Origin of the sequence: Photorhabdus stackebrandtii (assembly GCF_011189495.1) — a bacterium.
Taxonomy (GTDB): domain Bacteria; phylum Pseudomonadota; class Gammaproteobacteria; order Enterobacterales; family Enterobacteriaceae; genus Photorhabdus; species Photorhabdus khanii.
This window is the reverse complement of the sequence record NZ_PUJV01000071.1, coordinates 1,909-4,912: the sequence shown is the minus strand read 5'-3', so window position 1 is coordinate 4,912 and position 3,004 is coordinate 1,909. Positions and strand designations below refer to the sequence as shown.

The window sequence follows — 3,004 nt, the reverse complement described above, 5'->3', positions numbered from 1 at the left end:
CTCTCATCTCTCACACCAAAACCCCTTCGGTGTTGTAAGGTTAAGCCGCTCGGTTCATTAGTACTGGTCAGCTCAATGCATCGCTGCACTTACACACCCAGCCTATCCACGTCTTCGTCTTAAACGTTCCTTCCGTGACCTCACAGTCAAGGGAAGACTCATCTCAAGGCAAGTTTCCCGCTTAGATGCTTTCAGCGCTTATCTCTTCCGCACTTAGCTACCGGGCTATGCCATTGGCATGACAACCCGTACACCAGCGGTGCGTCCACTCCGGTCCTCTCGTACTAGGAGCAGCCCCTTTCAATCTTCCAACGCCCACGGCAGATAGGGACCGAACTGTCTCACGACGTTCTAAACCCAGCTCGCGTACCACTTTAAATGGCGAACAGCCATACCCTTGGGACCGACTTCAGCCCCAGGATGTGATGAGCCGACATCGAGGTGCCAAACACCGCCGTCGATATGAACTCTTGGGCGGTATCAGCCTGTTATCCCCGGAGTACCTTTTATCCGTTGAGCGATGGCCCTTCCATGCAGAACCACCGGATCACTAAGACCTACTTTCGTACCTGCTCGAGCTGTCACTCTCGCAGTCAAGCTGGCTTATGCCTTTGCACTAACCTCACGATGTCCGACCGTGATTAGCCAACCTTCGTGCTCCTCCGTTACGCTTTGGGAGGAGACCGCCCCAGTCAAACTACCCACCAGACACGGTCCCCGGTCCGGCTGACGGACCTGGGTGAGAACATCGCACATTCAAGGGTGGTATTTCAAGGATGGCTCCGTGCAGACTGGCGTCCACACTTCAAGGCCTCCCACCTATCCTACACATCAAGGTGCCATGTTCAGTGTCAAGCTATAGTAAAGGTTCACGGGGTCTTTCCGTCTTGCCGCGGGTACACTGCATCTTCACAGCGAGTTCAATTTCACTGAGTCTCGGGTGGAGACAGCCTGGCCATCATTACGCCATTCGTGCAGGTCGGAACTTACCCGACAAGGAATTTCGCTACCTTAGGACCGTTATAGTTACGGCCGCCGTTTACTGGGGCTTCGATCAAGAGCGTCGCACTCACGTGCTAACCCCATCAATTAACCTTCCAGCACCGGGCAGGCGTCACACCGTATACGTCCACTTTCGTGTTTGCACAGTGCTGTGTTTTTAATAAACAGTTGCAGCCAGCTGGTCTCTGCGACTGGCTTCGGCTCCGGGCGCGGGCCCTTCACCTACCGCCAGCGTGCCTTCTCCCGAAGTTACGGCACCATTTTGCCTAGTTCCTTCACCCGAGTTCTCTCAAGCGCCTGAGTATTCTCTACCTGACCACCTGTGTCGGTTTGGGGTACGATTCAAGGTGACCTGATGCTTAGAGGCTTTTCCTGGAAGCCGGGCATCAACCACTTCACCGCCGTAGCGGCTCGTCATCACGCCTCAGTGTTCACGAAAGAGCGGGTTTGCCTGCTCTTTCCACCTACACGCTTAAACCGGGACGACCGTCGCCCGGATGGCCTAGCCTTCTCCGTCCCCCCGTCGCAGTCACCTTCAGTACAGGACTATTAACCTGTTGCCCATCGACTACGCTTTTCAGCCTCGCCTTAGGGGTCGACTCACCCTGCCCCGATTAACGTTGGACAGGAACCCTTGGTCTTCCGGCGAGCGGGTTTTTCACCCGCTTTATCGTTACTTATGTCAGCATTCGCACTTCTGATACCTCCAGCGGGCCTCACAGCGCCACCTTCAACGGCTTACAGAACGCTCCCCTACCCAACAACACCTGCGTGTCGCTGCCGCAGCTTCGGTGCATGGTTTAGCCCCGTTACATCTTCCGCGCAGGCCGACTCGACCAGTGAGCTATTACGCTTTCTTTCAATGGTGGCTGCTTCTAAGCCAACATCCTGGCTGTCTGAGCCTTCCCACCTCGTTTCCCACTTAACCATGACTTTGGGACCTTAGCTGGCGGTCTGGGTTGTTTCCCTCTTCACGACGGACGTTAGCACCCGCCGTGTGTCTCCCGTGATACCATTCTTCGGTATTCGCAGTTTGCATCGGGTTGGTAAGCCGGGATGGCCCCCTAGCCGAAACAGTGCTCTACCCCCGAAGATGAATCCACGAGGCGCTACCTAAATAGCTTTCGGGGAGAACCAGCTATCTCCCGGTTTGATTGGCCTTTCACCCCCAGCCACAAGTCATCCGCTAATTTTTCAACATTAGTCGGTTCGGTCCTCCAGTTAGTGTTACCCAACCTTCAACCTGCCCATGGCTAGATCACCGGGTTTCGGGTCTATACCCTGCAACTACTTCGCCCAGTTAAGACTCGGTTTCCCTGCGGCTCCCCTAAACGGTTAACCTTGCTACAGAATATAAGTCGCTGACCCATTATACAAAAGGTACGCAGTCACCCTGACAATATCAAGGCTCCCACTGCTTGTACGTACACGGTTTCAGGTTCTGTTTCACTCCCCTCGCCGGGGTTCTTTTCGCCTTTCCCTCACGGTACTGGTTCACTATCGGTCAGTCAGGAGTATTTAGCCTTGGAGGAGGGTCCCCCCATGTTCAGACAGGATACCACGTGTCCCGCCCTACTCGTCGAGTTCACAACGGAGGCATTTTGGTGTACGGGACTGTCACCCTTTACTGTGCGCCTTTCCAGACGCTTCCACTCACACCTCCGCTGATGCAGACTCTGGGCTGCTCCCCGTTCGCTCGCCGCTACTGGGGGAATCTCGGTTGATTTCTTTTCCTCGGGGTACTGAGATGTTTCAGTTCCCCCGGTTCGCCTCGTCTGACTATGAATTCATCAAACGATAGTGCAACGCATTGCACTGGGTTTCCCCATTCGGACATCGCCGGCTCATAACGCTTCCTATCAGCTCACCGACGCTTATCGCAGATTAGCACGTCCTTCATCGCCTCTGACTGCCTAGGCATCCACCGTGTACGCTTAGTCGCTTAACCTCACAACCCGAAAGAGTTTCGGGGTATGTGTTATTGAGAGACTCATCAATAATA

Annotated in this window: 1 rRNA gene; it reads right to left on the bottom strand. The window is 54.6% G+C overall.

The features are described from left to right. Window positions 1–36: 36 nt before the first annotated feature. Window positions 37–2,950 (bottom strand): 23S ribosomal RNA (locus C5470_RS21290). Between the last annotated feature and the right edge of the window lie 54 nt (window positions 2,951–3,004).